This window comes from Amycolatopsis ultiminotia (assembly GCF_039536925.1).
GTDB lineage: Bacteria > Actinomycetota > Actinomycetes > Mycobacteriales > Pseudonocardiaceae > Amycolatopsis > Amycolatopsis ultiminotia.
In genome coordinates this window covers 63,737-80,776 of record NZ_BAAAZN010000002.1, presented here as the reverse complement: position 1 = coordinate 80,776, position 17,040 = coordinate 63,737, and the positions used below count along the sequence as shown (strand labels likewise).

General features: G+C 70.2%; 17 protein-coding genes. 7 read left to right on the top strand and 10 right to left on the bottom strand.

Annotation, left to right across the window (positions count from 1 at the left end; genetic code table 11):
• Nucleotides 1–44: 44 nt before the first annotated feature.
• Both ABD793_RS05330 and miaB read right to left on the bottom strand, forming a co-directional pair.
• Nucleotides 45–494, bottom strand: a complete 450-nt coding sequence (locus tag ABD793_RS05330; protein ID WP_344856843.1) for an Rv2732c family membrane protein — start codon at nt 492–494, stop codon at nt 45–47.
• Nucleotides 495–517: 23 nt separating this feature from the next.
• The gene (gene miaB / locus ABD793_RS05325) at nt 518–2,011 is read right to left on the bottom strand and encodes a tRNA (N6-isopentenyl adenosine(37)-C2)-methylthiotransferase MiaB (protein ID WP_344855943.1); all 1,494 of its coding nucleotides are present in this window, start codon (nt 2,009–2,011) and stop codon (nt 518–520) included.
• Nucleotides 2,012–2,128: 117 nt separating this feature from the next.
• On the opposite strand from miaB, the gene ABD793_RS05320 reads away from it, so the two are divergent.
• A complete protein-coding gene (locus tag ABD793_RS05320; RefSeq protein ID WP_344855941.1) occupies nt 2,129–3,034 on the top strand; it encodes a TAXI family TRAP transporter solute-binding subunit in 906 nt (301 codons plus the stop codon).
• Here ABD793_RS05320 and ABD793_RS05315 read toward each other — a convergent pair.
• Nucleotides 3,031–4,425, bottom strand: coding sequence for a sensor histidine kinase (locus tag ABD793_RS05315; protein WP_344855939.1), 1,395 nt, complete (start codon nt 4,423–4,425; stop codon nt 3,031–3,033). The genes ABD793_RS05320 and ABD793_RS05315 overlap by 4 nt on opposite strands.
• A gap of 3 nt (nt 4,426–4,428) precedes the next feature.
• Nucleotides 4,429–5,094: a response regulator transcription factor gene (locus tag ABD793_RS05310; protein WP_344855937.1), complete on the bottom strand. Its 666-nt coding sequence runs from the start codon at nt 5,092–5,094 to the stop codon at nt 4,429–4,431.
• 286 nt (nt 5,095–5,380) lie between these two features.
• Between ABD793_RS05310 and ABD793_RS05305 the strand changes: the two genes are divergently transcribed.
• The 4 genes from ABD793_RS05305 (at nt 5,381) to ABD793_RS05290 (ending at nt 8,685) form a co-directional block, all read left to right on the top strand.
• Nucleotides 5,381–6,109 carry an amino acid ABC transporter ATP-binding protein gene (locus ABD793_RS05305; protein ID WP_344856841.1) on the top strand — a complete coding sequence of 243 codons (729 nt, stop codon included), beginning with the start codon at nt 5,381–5,383 and terminating at the stop codon, nt 6,107–6,109.
• 41 nt (nt 6,110–6,150) lie between these two features.
• On the top strand, nt 6,151–7,068 hold the full coding sequence (locus tag ABD793_RS05300) for a glutamate ABC transporter substrate-binding protein (RefSeq protein WP_344855935.1): 918 nt from the start codon (nt 6,151–6,153) through the stop codon (nt 7,066–7,068).
• Nucleotides 7,069–7,153: 85 nt separating this feature from the next.
• Nucleotides 7,154–7,801, top strand: a complete 648-nt coding sequence (locus ABD793_RS05295) for an amino acid ABC transporter permease (RefSeq protein WP_344855933.1) — start codon at nt 7,154–7,156, stop codon at nt 7,799–7,801.
• Nucleotides 7,798–8,685, top strand: a complete 888-nt coding sequence (locus ABD793_RS05290) for an amino acid ABC transporter permease (RefSeq protein ID WP_344855931.1) — start codon at nt 7,798–7,800, stop codon at nt 8,683–8,685. Before ABD793_RS05295 ends, ABD793_RS05290 begins: the two co-directional genes overlap by 4 nt.
• Before the next feature lie 54 nt (nt 8,686–8,739).
• Here the strand turns inward: ABD793_RS05290 and ABD793_RS05285 are convergent, their stop codons facing one another.
• From ABD793_RS05285 to ABD793_RS05260, 6 genes are read right to left on the bottom strand one after another with little or no spacing between them, the layout of a single operon-like run.
• Complete coding sequence (locus ABD793_RS05285) at nt 8,740–9,852, bottom strand: amidohydrolase family protein (RefSeq protein ID WP_344855929.1); 1,113 nt, start codon at nt 9,850–9,852, stop codon at nt 8,740–8,742.
• Nucleotides 9,853–9,886: 34 nt separating this feature from the next.
• Nucleotides 9,887–10,186, bottom strand: a complete 300-nt coding sequence (locus ABD793_RS05280) for a hypothetical protein (RefSeq protein WP_344855927.1) — start codon at nt 10,184–10,186, stop codon at nt 9,887–9,889.
• Nucleotides 10,183–10,935: a succinate dehydrogenase/fumarate reductase iron-sulfur subunit gene (locus tag ABD793_RS05275; protein ID WP_344855925.1), complete on the bottom strand. Its 753-nt coding sequence runs from the start codon at nt 10,933–10,935 to the stop codon at nt 10,183–10,185. The genes ABD793_RS05280 and ABD793_RS05275 overlap by 4 nt, the downstream gene beginning before the upstream one ends.
• Nucleotides 10,932–12,851: a fumarate reductase/succinate dehydrogenase flavoprotein subunit gene (locus ABD793_RS05270; RefSeq protein ID WP_344855923.1), complete on the bottom strand. Its 1,920-nt coding sequence runs from the start codon at nt 12,849–12,851 to the stop codon at nt 10,932–10,934. Before ABD793_RS05270 ends, ABD793_RS05275 begins: the two co-directional genes overlap by 4 nt.
• 60 nt (nt 12,852–12,911) lie before the next feature.
• The gene (locus ABD793_RS05265) at nt 12,912–13,742 is read right to left on the bottom strand and encodes a hypothetical protein (RefSeq protein WP_344855921.1); all 831 of its coding nucleotides are present in this window, start codon (nt 13,740–13,742) and stop codon (nt 12,912–12,914) included.
• On the bottom strand, nt 13,739–14,026 hold the full coding sequence (locus tag ABD793_RS05260) for a hypothetical protein (protein ID WP_344855919.1): 288 nt from the start codon (nt 14,024–14,026) through the stop codon (nt 13,739–13,741). Before ABD793_RS05260 ends, ABD793_RS05265 begins: the two co-directional genes overlap by 4 nt.
• A gap of 257 nt (nt 14,027–14,283) precedes the next feature.
• Between ABD793_RS05260 and edd the strand changes: the two genes are divergently transcribed.
• Nucleotides 14,284–16,224 carry a phosphogluconate dehydratase gene (edd, locus tag ABD793_RS05255; RefSeq protein ID WP_344855917.1) on the top strand — a complete coding sequence of 647 codons (1,941 nt, stop codon included), beginning with the start codon at nt 14,284–14,286 and terminating at the stop codon, nt 16,222–16,224.
• Complete coding sequence (gene eda, locus ABD793_RS05250) at nt 16,221–16,844, top strand: bifunctional 4-hydroxy-2-oxoglutarate aldolase/2-dehydro-3-deoxy-phosphogluconate aldolase (protein ID WP_344855915.1); 624 nt, start codon at nt 16,221–16,223, stop codon at nt 16,842–16,844. Before edd ends, eda begins: the two co-directional genes overlap by 4 nt.
• Nucleotides 16,845–17,040 lie beyond the last annotated feature (196 nt).

Here is a 17,040-nt window from a genome sequence, read left to right as displayed (position 1 = left end):
CGCCGATGCCGGGCCGCCTCCCCACCGGGAGGCGGCCCTCACCGTCAACGACGCGAAAACGCCGTACGCATCCACAACGTCGCCAACACGAGCGTCGCGATCCAGGCGATGATCATGCCGAGGCCGGGACCGCCGCCGGTGGCCCCGCTGGCGTGCGCGGACTGCTGGGACCAGATGGCCAGCAGGCCGTCGACCGAGGCGAACCAGCCACCGGCCGCACAGCACCAGGCCACCCACCAGCGGCGGCTCACCAGTGCCACCGCACCCGCGAGCACGCCGATCCCGGTGGACGTCGCGGCGAACAGCTGCGGGATGCCGCCTGCCGCCCCGGCCAGCGCCTGCCAGCCCGCATGCCCTTCGGCCCACGGCAGCAACAGCGCGACCAGCAACACGAAGATCAGCACCGAGATGGTGAACCCGCGCCGGCCCAGTTCGACCGTGCGCGCCGCACGACGGCCCGCCTCGTCGATCTCCTCGCTCAGTTCCCGGTCCATTTCGGCCGGGGTACCCGTCTCGCTCACCGTGCACACTCGCTCACCGGGGCAGCCTGCGCGGCCGGGGCACCGAAGCCCGGCAGGCCCAGCGTGACCCCGTTCGTCGTGGGCCGAAGGCCCGCCTCGGCGTTGTCGCCCGCCCGGGTGCGGCGGTGCGTGCGGAGGTCGCCGTCGGCGACCAGGTGGTGCGGTGCTCCGTAGCTGATCACGGTTTCCACCACGTCCCCGGGCCGCACCGCGCGGTCCACGGCCGGGCCGGTCGGGGTGAAGTGCACCAGCCGCCCGTCGCGGGCCCGTCCGCTCATCCGGTGGGTCGCGGCGTCCTTGCGCCCCTCGCCCTCGGCGACCAGCAGCTCGACCTTTCGGCCCACCAGTGCCCGGTTCTCCTCCCAGGAGATCTCGTTCTGCAGCTCGACCAGCCGGTCGTAGCGCTCCTGCACGACCTGCTTCGGCAGCTGGCCGGGCATCGTCGCGGCCGGCGTGCCGGGGCGTTTCGAGTACTGGAAGGTGAACGCGCTCGCGAAGCGAGCCTCGCGGACCACGTCGAGAGTGGCCTGGAAGTCCTCCTCGGTCTCGCCCGGGAAGCCCACGATGATGTCGGTGGTGATCGCCGCGTCCGGCATCACCGACCGCACCTGCTCGAGAATCCCGAGGAACCGCGTGGACCGGTAGGAACGGCGCATCTCGCGCAGCACCCGGTCGGAGCCGGACTGCAGCGGCATGTGCAGCTGGTGGCACACGTTCGGGGTCTCGGCCATCGCGTCGATCACGTCGGAGGTGAAGGCGGCCGGATGCGGCGAGGTGAACCGCACGCGCTCCAGCCCGTCGATGCCGCCGCAGGCACGCAGCAGCTTGCCGAACGCGAGCCGGTCGCCGAATTCGACACCGTAGGAGTTCACGTTCTGCCCCAGCAGCGTCACCTCCAGCACGCCTTCGGCGACCAGCGCCCCGACCTCGGCGAGGATCTCGCCCGGCCGGCGGTCGCGTTCCTTGCCGCGCAACGACGGCACGATGCAGAACGTGCAGGTGTTGTTGCAGCCGACCGAAACCGACACCCAGCTCGCGTAGGACGATTCGCGGCGCGCGGGCAGCATGGACGGGAAGGTCTCGAGCGATTCGAGGATCTCCACCTCGGCTTCGGTGTTGTGCCGCGCGCGCTCCAGCAGCGTCGGCAGCGAGCCGAGGTTGTGCGTACCGAACACGACGTCGACCCACGGCGCGCGCTTGACGATCTCGCCCCGGTCCTTCTGCGCCAGGCAGCCGCCGACCGCGATCTGCATACCGGGGTTCGCGACCTTGTCCGGGCGCAGGTGCCCGAGCGTGCCGTACAGCTTGTTGTCCGCGTTTTCGCGCACCGCGCAGGTGTTGAACACGACCAGGTCCGGCTTCCCCGCCGCGTCCGCGGGGACGTAGCCGGCCTCCTCGAGCTGCCCGGCGAGGCGCTCCGAGTCGTGCACGTTCATCTGGCAGCCGAACGTACGGATCTGGTAGGTTTTGCGAACCTGGGTCTCGGTCATCGCCCCCCAGACTATCCCCCGTGCCACCTGTCCGGGCCGCGCCCTGCCCGCTCGTCGCCGCTTCCGCGGCCGGTCTGGCACGATCCCCCCATGCGGAGGTGTCGGAGGCGCACGGCAATGGCGGCCGCGCTGATCGCAGCGGGGGCGCTGCTGACCGGCTGCGGACCGGGGTTTCCCGGCCTGCACCTGCGTATCGCGGCGGGCGCGGCCGGCGGGGTCTACCACGATCTGGCCGGGCCGCTGGCCGACGCGTGGGCCAGCGGGCTCGGCATCGACCGGCCCGAGGTGCTGGGCACCCAGGGCTCCGGCGACAATCTCAACCGCGTGCTCTCCGGCAAGGCCGACATTGCGTTCGTCGCCGCCGACCTGGCCACCGACTCGGCCACCGCACATCCGGGGAAACTGGCCGCACTCGCCCGCATCCACGACGACTACCTGCACATCGTGGTGCGCGCCGATTCCCCCTACTCCTCGGTGCAGATGCTGCGCGGCCACCACATCGCGGTCGGCTCGCCGGAGTCGGGCGTGGAGTACATCGCCGGACGGGTGCTGCAGGTCGCCGGGCTGCGCGGTTCGGTCACCGTGCAGGACCTCGGCCTGGAGGATTCGCTCACCGCGCTCGCCGAGCGCAAGGTCGACGCGCTGTTCTGGTCCGGCGGGCTGCCCACCCCGCTGATCACGCAGTACACCCGCAAGGTCGGCCTGCGGTTGCTCGACATGGCCGACCTGATGCCGGGCATGCAGGAGTTCAGCCCGGTCTACAGCACCGCGACCATCCCCGCCGTCACCTACGATCAGCCGAATCCGGTGACCACGCTCGTGGTACCGAACTTCCTGGTCGTGCCCACCTCGATGCCCGCCGACGTGGCCGAGGAGCTGACCAAGGGCCTCTACGCCGCACGCCCGGCGCTGGCCAGGGCCAACCGCGCGGCGCTGTCCATCGACGTGCACCCGGGCATCGAGACCGAACCGGTACCACTGCACCAGGGCGCGCTGGACTACTACCGGGCCGGGAAGCTCTAGCCGGCAGGCAGCTCCAGCTCGACCCGCAGGCCGCCGCCCTCCGGCAGGGACAGCCGCAGTTCGCCGCCGGAGTGCCGGGCGATCTCGCGCACGATCGCCAGTCCCAGTCCGGAACCGGGCACGTTCTGGTGCGCGGTGCTGCGCCAGAACCGGTCCACGGCGCGCGCCAGCTCCTGCTCGCGCAGGCCCGGCCCGTGGTCACGCACGGCCAGCGTCACCCGTCCGCCGGTGCGTTCCGCGGTGACCAGGACCGAAGTCCCCGCGGCGGTGAACTTGAGCGCGTTGTCGAGCAGTGCGTCGAGGACGACCTCCAGCCCGCGGGGCGGCACCTGCACCCGTGCGCCGGGCACGTCGACTTCGCTTTCCAAGGCGACCTCGCGTGCGGCGCCGACCACCGACCAGTCCGCGACGCGGTCGGCGACCACCGCGGCGAGATCTTCGGACACCAGCTCGCCGCCTGCCGATTCGGCCCGCGCCATGGACAGCAGCTCGTCGAGAATCTCGTTGAGCCGCTGGGCATCCACCCGGGCGGCTTCGAGATCGGCGGCGGCGGTCTCGTCGCCGACCTGACCGTCCAGGTTGCCGAGGCGGATCTTCAACGCGGTGAGCGGATTGCGCAGCTGGTGCGAGGCGTCGGCCACGAAGGCGCGCTGCGCGGCCAGCGCCTCGGACACACTCGCCGCCATCCGGTCGAACGAGCGGCCCAGCTGACGCAGCTCGGGCGGCCCGCCGCTCTCCCCGACCGGCACCGCCTCGCGCCCGCTGACCACGGAGGCGACCAGTGCCCCGGTCGCCTCGTCGAGCCGCCGGACCGGGCGCAGCGTCCAGCGCACCACCGGGAGCATCACCAGCAGCGCGAGACCGAACGCCACCACGGCGCCGGCAGCCAGCAGCAGCCACCGCCACAGCAGCAGCGTGCGTGCGTGGTCGGTCGCGGACTCGGTCACGACGACCCCGCGTACTTCGCCGTCGATGAGGATCGGCTCGGCCAGCACCAGCGGATCACCCGCCCACGGCAGCAGCGGCGAACCGGGTTCCGGGGGACGGCCCGCGAGCGCCTCGTTCACCGGTGCCTCGATGGCCGCCCGGTCGATGCCGGCCGCGTTCGCGGCGCCGAGCGAACTGAGCACGGCGGCGCCGTCCTGGTTCACCACGACCACCCGGACCCCGTACACCTCGGTGTACCGGCGCAGTTCGGGTGCCAGCAGGGAAATCCGGTTGTCGATCAGCGGCTGCTGGGCGAGCGAGGCGAGCCGGGCGGTGTCGGTGAGCCGGTCGAGGAACAGCTGCTGCTTCAGGCTGCCTGCGATGCTCAGCGCGAGCGGGATGCCGAGACCGAACACGAGCAGTGCGACGAGCGTGACGACGATGCCCTGCAGCCGGACGCGCACCGCTCAGCCCTGCCCGCCCAGCCGGTAGCCGACCCCGCGCACGGTCTCGATCAGTGCCGGACGGCCGAGCTTGGTGCGCAGCGTGGCCACGTGCACGTCCAGTGACCGGCTTTCCGCCGCGCCGCGGTGCCCCCACACCTCGTTCAGCACCTGCTCGCGCGAGCACACCGCGCCGCGTGCGCCCGCCACCAGCGCGAGCACCTGGAACTCCTTGCGCGACAAGGCGACCGGCCGGCCGGCCACGAGCACCTCGTGCCGGGCCGTGTCGATCCGCACGTCGCCGACCTCCACCACGGGCGCCGCGGAGACCGACGGATCGCCGCGGCGGCGGCGCACCGCCTCGACCCTGGCCAGCAGTTCCTCCACGTCGTAGGGCTTCACCAGGTAGTCGTCGGCACCGGCGCGCAAGCCCTGCACCCGGTCGTCCACCTCACCGCGCGCGGACACCACGATCACCGCCACGTCGCTCACCGCGCGGATCCGGCGGCACAGCTGCACGCCGTCCACATCGGGCAGGCCGAGGTCGAGCAGCACCACGTCGACGTCGTGCACCCGCTCGAGCACCCCGGCGCCGGCGGCCAGCCGCTGCATCGTCAGCCCGCGGCGGGACAGTGCGGGCACGAGCGCACCGGCCACCCGGTCGTCGTCCTCCACCAGCAGCACCCGCACCGTTCGCCTCCCCGGTGATCCAGACCACGGTAGCCGCGAACTCTAGGGCACCCCCGCGCCGCCGGTGCCGGGTGGCGGGCGAGCCCGGCCCGGCTAGGCTGAGCAGCGCCCGGCCGCCACGGCGGCCGTCTTCGATACGTAGTTGAGACCCTAAGGATTGCTCAAGCGACCTTTACACGAGGGCCGACGGGAGTAGGTTTCCGCCATCGACGTGGGATCTCGTTCCCGCAGCCACCGACGAACAAGGAGCTCTGGAGGCCAGATGACCACGGACGTGGCGACGCCGATGATCAAGGCGGTCGCCGTGAACAAGTACTTCGGCGACCTGCACGTGCTGCGGGAGATCACCCTCGAGGTGCCGCGCGGGCAGGTCGTGGTGGTGCTCGGGCCGTCCGGATCGGGCAAGTCGACGCTGTGCCGGGCGATCAACCGGCTCGAGCCGGTCAACTCCGGCGAGGTCGCGGTGGACGGTGTGCCGCTGCCCGCGGAGGGCAAGGCGCTCGCCTCGCTGCGTGCCGACGTCGGGATGGTCTTCCAGCAGTTCAACCTGTTCGCGCACAAGACGATCCTCGAGAACGTGATGCTCGCGCCGGTGAAGGTGCGCAAGACCGCCGCCGCGCAGGCCCGCGCCACCGCGATGGAGCTGCTGGAGCGGGTCGGCATCGCCGACCAGGCGGACAAGTACCCGGCGCAGCTTTCCGGCGGGCAGCAGCAGCGCGTGGCCATCGCGCGCGCGCTCGCCATGCGCCCCAAGGTGATGCTGTTCGACGAGCCGACCTCGGCACTGGACCCGGAGATGGTCCAGGAGGTGCTCGACGTGATGGCAGGCCTCGCCAAGGACGGTATGACGATGCTCGTGGTCACCCACGAAATGGGCTTCGCCCGCCGCGCCGCGGACCGGGTGATCTTCATGGCCGACGGCGAGATCGTCGAGGACACCACCCCGGAGGAGTTCTTCACCAAACCGCGCAGCGAGCGCGCGAAGGACTTCCTGGGCAAGATCCTGACCCACTGACCCGTTCACCGGAATTCCGGACCGACACAGGAGAGATTCAGATGAGGATCCGCACCCTCGCGGTGGGACTGCTGGCAGGCGGTCTGCTGCTCACGGCCTGCGGCAAGGAAGGCACCCCGGACTCGTCCGGCGGCGACCAGAGCGGGGCGGCCTCGTCCGCGCCGCTGCCGACCTACCCCGTGGCGCAGAACGTGGACGTGGCGGGTTCGCCGGTGTTCGCGAAGATGAAGGCTGCCCCCAAGATCATCGTCGGCGCCAAGGACGACCAGCCGGGTCTCGGCCTGAAGGACCCGACGACCGGGCAGTACACCGGTTTCGACATCGAGATCTCCAAGCTGGTCGCGGCCGGCCTCGGCTTCGCCCCGGACAAGATCGAGTACAAGGTGGTCGACTCCGGCGCCCGTGAGCAGGCCATCCAGAACGGCGACGTGAACTACATGGTGGGCACCTACACCATCTCCGACTCGCGCAAGAAGCTCGTCTCCTTCGCCGGGCCGTACTACCAGGCGGGCCAGGACCTGCTGGTGCGCGCGGACGACGACTCGATCACCGGCCCGCAGTCGCTGAAGGGCAAGAAGGTCTGCTCGATCACCGGATCGACCCCGATCCAGCGGGTGCGCGAGCAGAAGCTGACCGACCCGGGCAACATCGTCGAGTTCCAGAAGTACTCGCAGTGCGTGGAGAAGCTGTCCACGAAGGACGTCGACGCGGTGACCACCGACGACGCGATCCTGCGTGGCTTCGCCAAGCAGGACCCGGAGAGCTTCAAGGTCGTCGGCAAGCCGTTCTCGGAAGAGCCCTACGGCATCGGCCTCGACAAGAACGACAAGGCGCTGCGCGACAAGATCGACGACATCCTGCAGAAGGCGCTGGACGACGGCACCTGGCAGAAGATCTACGACGCCACCCTCGGCACGCCCGGCTCGACCGTGGCGAAGCCGACCATCAAGCGGTACTGACCTCGAGGTCACGGCCGGTGGACGGGGCTCCCGTCCACCGGCCGCTCCACATCCACCACCAGCCCACGGACGCGGGGAAGGCTCCATGGACGTCCTGCTCGACAATCTGGACCTGTTCGGTCCGTTCTTCCTCACCACGATCGAACTGTTCCTGATCGCCGGGGTCGCCAGCCTGGTGCTCGGCACGATCCTGGCCATGCTGCGGGTGAGCCCGGTCCCGGTGCTGCGCGCGATCGGCGCAACCTACGTGACCCTGCTGCGCAACACGCCGCTCACCCTGGTGTTCGCGTTCCTCGTGTTCGCCTACCCGCTGCTCGACATCGTGAAGATCGACTACTTCCCGACCGCCGCGGTCGCGCTGACCCTCTACACCTCGGCGTTCATCTGCGAGGTCGTGCGGTCGGGCATCAACACGGTGCCGGTCGGGCAGGCGGAGGCGGCCCGCGCACTGGGCCTGAACTTCGGCCAGGTGCTCGGCCAGGTGGTCCTGCCCCAGGCGATGCGCTCGGTGGCGCCACCGATGATCAGCACGCTCATCGCACTGCTGAAGAACACCACGATCGCGAGCGGGTTCTCGGTCACCGAGGCCGGCGCGATCCGTCAGTACGTTTCCGAGCGCGGTGGCGACCAGATGGTCGCCCTCCTGTGGGTGGCGCTCGGCTTCATCATCCTGGTGCTGGTGCTGTCGCTGCTCCAGCGCAGCCTGGAGAAGCGCTGGAGCGTGGCCCGATGAGTACGGTTCTGTTCGACACCCCCGGGCCGAAGTCCCGGATCCGCTACCGGCTGTACGCGGCGCTCGGCATCATCGTGGTGCTCGCGTTGATCGCGTTCGTGGTCTACCGCTTCGCCGACAGCGGCCAGTTCGCCGGCCGCAAGTGGGAGTGGCTGCAGTACGCGCAGGTGCAGCGCGACCTCGGCAGCGCCGTGGTCGCCACGCTGGAGGCCTTCGCGCTCGGCGCCGTGTTCGCACTGGTCTTCGGCGCGATCTTCGCCGCCGGACGGCTTTCCGAGCACGCGTGGCTGCGCTGGATCTGCACGGTTATCGTGGAGTTCTTCCGCGCGATCCCGCTGCTGATCATGATGTTCTTCTTCTACTACGGCCTGCCGACGTTCGGGGTGCAGACCTCGCCGCTGTTCGCGGTGGTGCTCGGCCTGACGCTGTACAACGGCTCGGTGCTGGCCGAGGTCTTCCGCGCCGGCGTGCTGTCCCTGCCGAAGGGGCAGAGCGAAGCCGCGTACGCGCTCGGCATGCGCAAGACGCAGGTGATGTTCTCCATCCTGCTGCCGCAGGCGATCCGCGCGATGCTGCCGAGCATCATCAGCCAGCTGGTGGTGCTGCTCAAGGACACCGCGCTCGGCTTCCTGGTCACCTACCCGGAGCTGCTGTACTACGCGCGCTACATCGGCACCCAGGGCGCGTTCGGCAGGCCGCTCGTCCCGTCCACTCTCGTGGCGGCCGCGATCTACATCGTGATGTGCCTGTTGCTGACCGCGCTCGCGACGTACCTGGAAAAGCACAACCGGCGCAACAAGAAGCACATCGAGACCACCGACAACCGGGCCGAGCAGATCGTGCTCGGCGCCGCCGGCGGCGGTGCCGGCGCACCCGGCATCTGACCACAGTGGACAAACGAAGGCCCCCGGTACGCCGGGGGCCTTCCTCGCGCGCGGTCAGCGCCGCACGGGCTGTCCTGCCTGCCAGACGGTGCGGATGCGAGAGGCCAGATCCCGCACGTCGATTTCGGCGTCGCGCAGGAGCACCAGGTCCGCGCGCAGCCCGGGGGCTATCCGGCCGCGGTCGGGTAGCCGCAGCAGCCGGGCCGCCTCGCCGGTGGCCGCGCGCAACGCCCCCGCCGGTCCGAGCCCGGCCTCGGACAGCAGGCTCAGCTCGGTCAGCAAGTCGACATGGGGACGGACCGCGAGATCGGATCCGGCCGCGATCGGCACGCCCGCTTCCAGCGCGAGCCCCAGCGAACGCCGATGGGCATCGCTGTGTTCGGGCGGGATCGGTGCGAGCGTCGGCACGTACCAGCATTCGTTGCGGCGCAAGGCGGATATCGCGTCCTCGTCGAGAAAGACGCCATGTTCGACGCTGCGCACGCCCGCTTCTGCCGCCGCGGTCGCCGCAGCCGCACTGTGCGCGTGGGCCAGCACGTCACGACCCGCGCGCCGGGCCTCGTCGACGACCGCGCGCAGTTCGTCGTCGGTCGGCTCGACAGTGCGACGGGCGCGCAGCTGCGCCATCGACCCGCTCGCGCCCAACTTCACCCAGTCGGCTCCCGCGCGCACCATCCGCCGCACCGCCGCACGTGCCTGGTCCGGGCCGTCGAACACGGGATCCGGCAGCGACGGATCGGCGAACCCGTCGGCGTCGCCCACGTCTGGGCCCCAGGCATCCCCCAGCCCACCGGTCGGCGACAGCTGCCGCAGGCTGATCAGCAACTCGGGCCCGGCGATCCAGCCCTCCCGCACCGCGTGCCGCACGCCCGCGTCGGCACCCCAGGCATCGCGGGCGGTCGTGATCCCGCGGTTCAGCAACCTGGCGAGCACCGGCACCGCTTCGAGGACGCGCGCACTGCGCGGCAACGGCTCCCGGCGAGGGAAGGCGACATGCACGTGGCAGTCGATCAACCCGGGCAGCAGCAGCCCGCCCGCACCGTCCACCGCGTCCGGACCGTCCACATCGGACCCGACGGCCTCGATCCGGTCCCCGGACAGCAGTACGTCGGCGGGTTCGGCACCACCGGTCACCGGATCGAAGACCCGCACGTTCCGGATCAGCATGCCGTTGCGCGATCACCACGAAACGCCATCCGGCTCACGGCGTGTCCACTCGCGACAGCTCCGCCTCGGCGAGCGCGATGGTCTCCTCCGCCGGCGCGGCCGGCTCCGGTTCCCCGGCCACGGCGGCACCGGCCAGGCGGGGCACCGCCGTGACCCGGCGTCCGCCCGCCGGGTCACCGTCGCCGATCCGGACGAACCCGCGATCGAGCGGGCCACGAACGTCGGCGAGCCGGACCGCTGCGAGCGAATCACGCAGTTCCGCCCGCGATCCCGGGCGCGCCGCGGCGAGCGCCGGCACACTCGCGTGCGCCGGGTCCGCACGCGAGCACGTCACCGGTTGCGCCGGAAGAGCTTGTCGCCGAGCCAGACGATCGGATCGTACTTGCGGTCGGCCACCCGCTCCTTCATCGGGATCAGCGCGTTGTCGGTGATGTGGATGCCTTCCGGGCACACCTCGGTGCAGCACTTGGTGATGTTGCACAGGCCGAGGCCGTGCTCGTCCTGCGCGGCGTCGCGGCGATCGGCCGCGTCGAGCGGGTGCATCTCCAGTTCCGCGATCCGCATCAGGTACCGCGGACCGGCGAAGTTCTCCTTGTTCTCCTCGTGGTCGCGCACCACATGGCAGGTGTTCTGGCACAGGTAGCACTCGATGCACTTGCGGAATTCCTGCGAGCGCTCCACGTCGACCTGCTGCATCCGGTACTCGCCCGGTTTCAGCCCTTCGGGCGGGGTGAACGACGGGATCTCGCGGGCCTTGGTGTAGTTGAACGACACGTCGGTCACCAGGTCGCGGATCACCGGGAAAGTGCGCATCGGCGTCACCGTGATCACCTCGTCCTCGGTGAACGTCGACATCCGCGTCATGCACAGCAGCCGCGGTTTGCCGTTGATCTCCGCGGAACAGGACCCGCATTTGCCCGCCTTGCAGTTCCAGCGGACCGCGAGATCGGAGGCCTGGGTGGCCTGCAACCGGTGGATGATGTCGAGGACGACCTCGCCCTCGTTCACCTCGACGGTGAAGTCCTGCAGCGCACCGCCGGTCTCGTCGCCACGCCACACCCGGAAATCTGCCTGGTAGCTCACGCGTTCCTCCCCGGGTGGTTGGCCAGTTCGGCATCGGTGAAGTACTTCCCGAGCTCGTCGAGCTCGAACAGCTCCAGCAGGTCGTCGCGCAGCGGGATCTGGTCTTTCGCCGTCACCGCGACGCCGGGGATCACCGGGTCCTCCCCCGCGACCGCCGAACAGACCAGGAGCTGGTGGCGCCACTCGGCGTCCATACTGGGATAGTCGTCGCGGGTGTGGCCGCCGCGGCTTTCCGTGCGCAGCAGGGCCGCGCGTGCCACGCATTCGCTGACCAGCAGCATGTTGCGCAGGTCGACGGCGAGGTGCCAGCCGGGGTTGAACTGCCGATGCCCCTCCACGGTCACCCGCTTCATCCGTGCCCTGATCTCGCCGAGTTTCTCCAGCGCCCGCTCGATTTCCGGCGCCTTGCGGATGATCCCGACCAGATCGTTCATCGACTGCTGCAGCTCGGTGTGCAGGGTGTAGGGGTTCTCCGCAGTGCCGTCGGCGGGCGGGTCGAACGGTGCGAGCGCGGTACGCGCCGCCGAGTCCACATCGGACGGGGCGACCTTCGGCCGGTTCCCGCCGAGACCGTCCACATAGGAAGAAGCGCCGAGGCCGGCACGGCGGCCGAACACCAGCAGGTCCGACAGCGAGTTGCCGCCGAGCCGGTTGGACCCGTGCATGCCGCCGGAACACTCGCCCGCGGCGAACAGCCCCGGCACGCTCGCCGCACCGGTGTCCGGATCGACCTCGACACCCCCCATCACGTAGTGACAGGTGGGGCCGACCTCCATCGCCTCCTTGGTGATGTCGACGTCGGCGAGTTCCTTGAACTGGTGGTACATCGAGGGCAGCCGGCGCTGGATCTCCTCGGTGGGCAGCCGGCTCGCGATGTCCAGGAACACGCCACCGTGCGGGGAACCGCGGCCCTCCTTGACCTCGGAGTTGATCGCGCGGGCCACCTCGTCGCGAGGCAGCAGATCCGGCGTGCGGCGGTTGTTGTCCGCGTCGCGGTACCATCGGTCGGCCTCGTCCGGGCTGTCCGCGTACTGGCCTTTGAAGACGTCCGGCACGTACTCGAACATGAACCGCTTGCCTTCGGAGTTCTTCAGCACGCCGCCGTCGCCGCGCACGCCCTCGGTGACGAGGATGCCCTTCACGCTCGGCGGCCAGACCATCCCGGTGGGGTGGAACTGCACGAACTCCATGTTGATCAGTTTCGCGCCCGCGCGCAGGGCCAGCGCGTGCCCGTCCCCGGTGTACTCCCACGAGTTCGAGGTGACCTTGAACGATTTGCCGATCCCGCCCGTCGCCAGCACCACCGCGGGTGCCTCGAAGAGCACGAACCGGCCGCTCTCGCGCCAGTAGCCGAAGGCGCCGGCGACCGCGCCGTCGTCCAGCAGCAGTTCGGTGACGGTGCATTCGGCGAACACCCGGATCCGGGCCTCGTAGTCGCCGAACTCCTTGAAGTCTTCCTGTTGCAGCGAAACGATCTTCTGCTGCATGGTGCGGATCAGCTCGAGCCCGGTGCGGTCCCCGACGTGCGCCAGCCGCGGATAGGTGTGCCCGCCGAAGTTGCGCTGGCTGATCCGGCCGTCCGCGGTGCGGTCGAACAGCGCGCCGTAGGTCTCCAGCTCCCAGACGCGGTCCGGGGCTTCCTTGGCGTGCAGTTCGGCCATCCGCCAGTTGTTGAGGAACTTCCCGCCGCGCATGGTGTCGCGGAAGTGCACCTGCCAGTTGTCGTTCGCGTTCGCGTTGCCCATCGACGCCGCGCAGCCGCCTTCGGCCATCACGGTGTGCGCCTTGCCGAACAGTGATTTGCACACCACCGCGACGCTCAGCCCGCGTTCGCGTGCCTCGATCACCGCACGCAGACCGGCGCCGCCGGCACCGATCACCACCACGTCGTAGTTGTGCCGTTCGACCTCGGTCATGAAGTGCGCCACCTCGGAGCTTGTTGCTAGGTCTGCCTGCAGTGCGAAAGGGTGCCGGCGCTAGCCGACGAAACGCAGATCCGCGATCGCCCCGCTCGACACCAGCATCACGTACAGGTCGGTCAGCACCAGGGTGCCGAGCGTGGTCCACGCGAGTGTCATGTGCCGGGTGTTGAGCTTCGTGATCTGCGTCCAGATCCAGTACCGGACCGGATGTTTCGAGAAGTGCTTGAGCCTGCCGCCGGTGACGTGCCGGCACGAATGGCACGACAGCGTGTACGCCCAGAGCAGCACCACGTTCGCGACGATGATGATGTTGCCGAGCCCGAAACCGAATCCGCCGGGGCTCTGGAAGGAAACCACCGCGTCGTAGGTGTTCACCAGCGACACGATCACCGCGACGTAGAAGAAGTACCGGTGCACGTTCTGCACGATCAGCGGCAGCCGCGTCTCACCGGTGTAGCGCCCGTGCGGCTCGGCGACCGCGCACGCCGGCGGTGAGAACCACACCGAGCGGTAGTAGGCCTTGCGGTAGTAGTAGCAGGTGAGCCGGAACCCGAGCAGGAACGGCAGCACGAGCACGCCGAGCGGGAGCCAGCCGGGGAAATCCCCGAACCAGTGCCCGAAGTGGCTCGACCCTTCGACGCACGAGGTGGACACGCAGGGCGAGTAGAACGGCGTCAGGTAGTGGTAGTCCGGCACCCAGTAGGCGGTGCGCACGAACGCCCGGATCGTCGCGTAGACGATGAAGGTGGCGAGCCCCAGCACGGTGAGCAGGGGCTGCAGCCACCACCGGTCGGTCCGCAATGTCCGGTCGGCGAGCAGCGCCCGCCCCGGTGCGCGGACGCCGGTCCCGGCCCGGCTGACGTCGTTGTCAGCGGGCGCGCTCACCGCTGGTCGCGCTTGTAGCCGCCGACACCTTCGTCATCCGCGCCGCTCCACAGCGCCGGATCGTAGGGGGTGTCCGGGACTGGTACGCGATCCACCGGTTTCGCCTGCGTCGGCACCGGCTGCGGGTGCCCGTCGAGATCCGCGGTGTCGATGTCGAGCCGTTCGACGTCGTTCGCCAGCCGGCGGACCGCCGAAGCGTCGCCGTAACGGGAGCGCAAGGCGCCCACGCACTGCCGTAACTGGCCGATGGTGCGCCGCAGTTCGGCGAGTTCTGTGGTGGACATCGAAGCCTCCCTTGTCGGTGGGGCCGTCAGTGCGGGATGACGATCACCTCGTCACTCACGACTCTGCCTTTCGTAGTGCGCTGTGACAAGTAGCACATTGACTACACAAGACGTGACGAGGGTCACCCACAGAAACATTCTGAATCGATTTTGTTTCGGGCCTGTTGTCAGGTTACCGTGGTGGGCGTCACGTTCCTGCGACGCCAGAGCTGCCGTCCCGCGAACCCACCACACCCTTTGTGAGCCGGGAGCCGGACATGAGCAGCAGCCCGAATCCGCCCACCGTGGTCCACCCGATCGTCGCCGAAGTCACCGCGCGCATCGCCGAGCGCAGCGCGCAGACCCGCGCGGCCTACCTCGCCCGCAGTGCGGCGGCCTACGAAGAGGGCCCGGTCCGCCGCGGGCTCGCGTGCAGCAATCTCGCACACGGTTTCGCCGCGATGGAGGGCGTGGACAAGCAGGCGCTGCGGCAGCTGCGCGCGCCGGGTGTGGCGATCGTGTCCTCCTACAACGACTTGCTTTCCGCGCACCAGCCGATGCGGGAGTACCCGGAATGGTTGAAGAAGTCCGTGCGCACCGCCGGGGGTGTCGCGCAGTTCGCCGGTGGTGTGCCGGCGATGTGCGACGGCGTCACCCAGGGACGGCCGGGCATGGAGCTGTCGCTGTTCAGCCGTGAGGTGATCGCGATGGCCACCGCGATTGCACTGTCGCACGACATGTTCGACGCGGCGTTGCTGCTGGGCGTGTGCGACAAGATCGTGCCGGGCCTGCTCATCGGCGCACTGTCGTTCGGGCACCTGCCTGCTCTGCTCGTGCCGGCCGGTCCGATGAACTCGGGGCTGCCGAACAAGGAGAAGGCGCAGGTGCGGCAGCGGTACGCGGAGGGCCGCGCCACGCGGGAGGAACTGCTCGACGCCGAGGCGGCGTCCTACCACTCGGCGGGCACCTGCACGTTCTACGGCACCGCGAACTCCAACCAGATGGTCGTGGAGGTGATGGGCCTGCACCTGCCCGGCGCGAGCTTCGTACAGCCGAACTCGCCGCTGCGGCAGGCGCTCACCGAAGAGGCGGGGCGGCGTGTGGTCTCGCTGTCGCGCGGCGAGGAGTACACGCCGGTTTCGCAGGTGCTGGACGAAAAGGCCTTCGTGAACGGCATCATCGCGCTGCTGGCCACCGGCGGGTCGACGAATCACACGATGCACCTGGTCGCGGTCGCCGCGGCCGCGGGCATCCAGTTGAGCTGGGACGATTTCTCGGACCTCTCGGCGGTGGTGCCGCTGCTGGCGCGGGTGTACCCGAACGGCAGCGCGGACATCAACCACTTCCACGCGGCAGGCGGAATCCAGTTCCTGGTGGGCACATTGCTCGACGCGGGGCTGCTGCACGAGGACGTGCACACGGTCGCCGGCTTCGGGCTGCGCCGCTACACCCAGGAGCCGATCCTGTCCGAGGGCGAACTGGTGTGGCGGGACGTGCCTGCCCACAGCCTCGACGAGGAGGTGCTGCGCCCGGCGTGGCGGCCGTTCGCGCCGGACGGCGGCCTGCGGATGGTGGCGGGCAACCTCGGCCGTGCGGTCACGAAGGTGTCGGCGGTCGCGCCCGAGCATCGGACCGTCGAGGCCCCGGCCAGGGTGTTCACCTCGCAGGAGGCGTTCACGACGGCGTTCCGTGCCGGGGAACTGGATCGCGACGTGGTCGTGGTGCTGCGGCAGCAGGGCCCGCAGGCCAACGGCATGCCGGAGCTGCACGGCCTGACGCCTGCGCTCGGCGTGCTGATGGACCGCGGGTTCCGCGTCGCGCTGCTCACCGACGGGCGGATGTCCGGCGCGTCGGGCAAGGTCCCTGCGGCGATCCAGGTGACACCGGAAGCCGCGGTGGGCGGGCCGATCGCCCGGATCTCCGACGGCGATGTGGTCCGCTTCGACGCCCGCGCAGGCACCCTCGACGTACTGGTCGCCGACGAGGTGCTGGCCCGCCGTGACCTGGCGGACGCACCGCCGGCGGACGCGGAGTGGAGCGGCACCGGCCGGGAGCTGTTCGGCGCGCTGCGTCGCGCAGTGGGCCCCGCCGACCAGGGTGCGAGCGTCTTCGGGGCGCTCACGCCGGAGCTCGATCTCGCCCGCGGCGTCCCGGCATTCGGGCAGGGGACAATGGCCGTGCCCTCGTACGCGCTCCACACCCAGGAGGTCGGTCAGTGACCACCGGTACGGATCTGCTCACCCTCTCCCCCGTGATGCCCGTCGTGGTGATCGACGACGCAGACGACGCGGTGCCCACCGCCCGTGCCCTGCTCGCCGGCGGGATCGGCGTGATCGAGCTGACGCTGCGCACGCCCGCGGCGCTGACCGCGATCGAGCGGGTGGCTCGGGAAGTCCCGGACATCGTGGTCGGCGCGGGCACCGTGACGTCTCCGGACCAGGCGAAGCAGTCCGCGGACGCGGGTGCGAAGTTCCTGGTGACCCCGGGGTGCACGGACACCCTCCTCGACGCCGCCTTCGCCACCGGCCTGCCGTTCCTGCCGGGCGCGAGCACGGTGTCGGAAGCGCTGCGGCTCGCCGAACGGGGTCTGACCGCGCTGAAGTTCTTCCCCGCCGAGGCCAGCGGAGGCACGGCGTTCCTGAAGTCCATCGCCGGCCCGCTGCCGGATCTGCGCTTCTGCCCGACCGGCGGCATCACGGTCGATTCGGCACCGTCGTACCTGGCCCTGCCCAACGTCGGCTGCCTCGGCGGCTCCTGGCTGACTCCGGCGAAGCTGTTGTCCGCCAAAGACTTCGGAACCGTACAGACACTCGCCACGGAGGCAGCTGCGTTGCGGTGACCCGGCCCGGCCGCCGCATGGCCGTGGCCCGGCCCGGCCGCCGCATGGCTGTGGCCGGGGCACTGCATCGCCGTGGCCGGGTCACTGCGTCGGCTGGGTTGCTTCGTGGCCGGGCCGGTCACCGCATGGCCGTGGCCCGGCCCGGCCGCCGCATGGCCGTGGCCGGGGCACTGCATCGCCGTGGCCGGGTCACTGC

What these genes read in the sequence shown, in the direction of transcription:
- ABD793_RS05330 (WP_344856843.1), bottom strand. Translation starts at nt 494, where the DNA reads ATGGACCGGGAACTGAGCGAGGAGATCGACGAGGCGGGCCGTCGTGCG.
- miaB (WP_344855943.1), bottom strand. Translation starts at nt 2,011, where the DNA reads ATGACCGAGACCCAGGTTCGCAAAACCTACCAGATCCGTACGTTCGGC.
- ABD793_RS05320 (WP_344855941.1), top strand. Translation starts at nt 2,129, where the DNA reads ATGGCGGCCGCGCTGATCGCAGCGGGGGCGCTGCTGACCGGCTGCGGA.
- ABD793_RS05305 (WP_344856841.1), top strand. Translation starts at nt 5,381, where the DNA reads ATGATCAAGGCGGTCGCCGTGAACAAGTACTTCGGCGACCTGCACGTG.
- ABD793_RS05300 (WP_344855935.1), top strand. Translation starts at nt 6,151, where the DNA reads ATGAGGATCCGCACCCTCGCGGTGGGACTGCTGGCAGGCGGTCTGCTG.
- ABD793_RS05295 (WP_344855933.1), top strand. Translation starts at nt 7,154, where the DNA reads ATGGACGTCCTGCTCGACAATCTGGACCTGTTCGGTCCGTTCTTCCTC.
- ABD793_RS05290 (WP_344855931.1), top strand. Translation starts at nt 7,798, where the DNA reads ATGAGTACGGTTCTGTTCGACACCCCCGGGCCGAAGTCCCGGATCCGC.
- ABD793_RS05285 (WP_344855929.1), bottom strand. Translation starts at nt 9,852, where the DNA reads ATGCTGATCCGGAACGTGCGGGTCTTCGATCCGGTGACCGGTGGTGCC.
- ABD793_RS05270 (WP_344855923.1), bottom strand. Translation starts at nt 12,851, where the DNA reads ATGACCGAGGTCGAACGGCACAACTACGACGTGGTGGTGATCGGTGCC.
- ABD793_RS05260 (WP_344855919.1), bottom strand. Translation starts at nt 14,026, where the DNA reads ATGTCCACCACAGAACTCGCCGAACTGCGGCGCACCATCGGCCAGTTA.
- edd (WP_344855917.1), top strand. Translation starts at nt 14,284, where the DNA reads ATGAGCAGCAGCCCGAATCCGCCCACCGTGGTCCACCCGATCGTCGCC.